At 68.1% G+C, this 677-nt stretch carries 1 rRNA gene and 1 pseudogene; both read right to left on the bottom strand.

Annotated elements, in window-relative coordinates:
* Nucleotides 1-371 (bottom strand): annotated as a pseudogene (locus ACFVV1_RS40855) (hypothetical protein); the annotation flags it as partial.
* A gap of 211 nt (nt 372-582) precedes the next feature.
* Nucleotides 583-677, bottom strand: a 5S ribosomal RNA gene (gene rrf / locus ACFVV1_RS40850); the annotation flags it as partial.

Genomic DNA, 677 nt, shown 5'->3' with positions numbered 1-677 from the left:
GGGACGCCCACCCCGGTCATCGTCCCGACGCGGTCCACGGTCACGGTCCCGATCGTCCCGACGGAACCCACCACCGGAACCACCACCACGACTGTCGTCCCGGCGCGGCCCACGCGGCTGGTCGTCCCGCCGCTCGAACCCACCGGGACGCCCACCCCGGTCATCGTCCCGACGCGGTCCACGGTCACGGTCCCGATCGTCCCGACGGAACCCACCACCGGAACCACCACCACGACTGTCATCGCGACGCGGCCCACGGTCACGGTCGCGGTCGTCCCGACGGAACCCGCCACCACCGGTGGGCCGGCTGTCGTCGCGCCGGGAGCCACCGCGGTCGTTGTCCTGGCGCGGTCCGCCGGAGCGGTCGTCACGACGACCGCTGAAGCCGCCTCGGTCACCACCGTCCCGGCGACGCGGCTCGCGCTCCGAACGATCGTCGGGAGAGTTGGTGGACATCGGCGTAACTCCTTCATCGGGTACTACAAGACATTCTTACGCAGTCGGACACCCGACGCGCTACGACAAAACAAAAGGACCCTTGGTCCCAGCATGAACGCTGGGACCAAGGGTCCTTGAAAGATTGTTCGGCGGCGTCCTACTCTCCCACAGGGTCCCCCCTGCAGTACCATCGGCGCTGAAAGGCTTAGCTTCCGGGTTCGGAATGTAACCGGGCGTTT

It is taken from the genome of Streptomyces sp. NPDC058092 (assembly GCF_042884935.1).
Lineage (GTDB): Bacteria > Actinomycetota > Actinomycetes > Streptomycetales > Streptomycetaceae > Streptomyces.
This window is presented reverse-complemented; position numbering and strand designations above follow the sequence as displayed.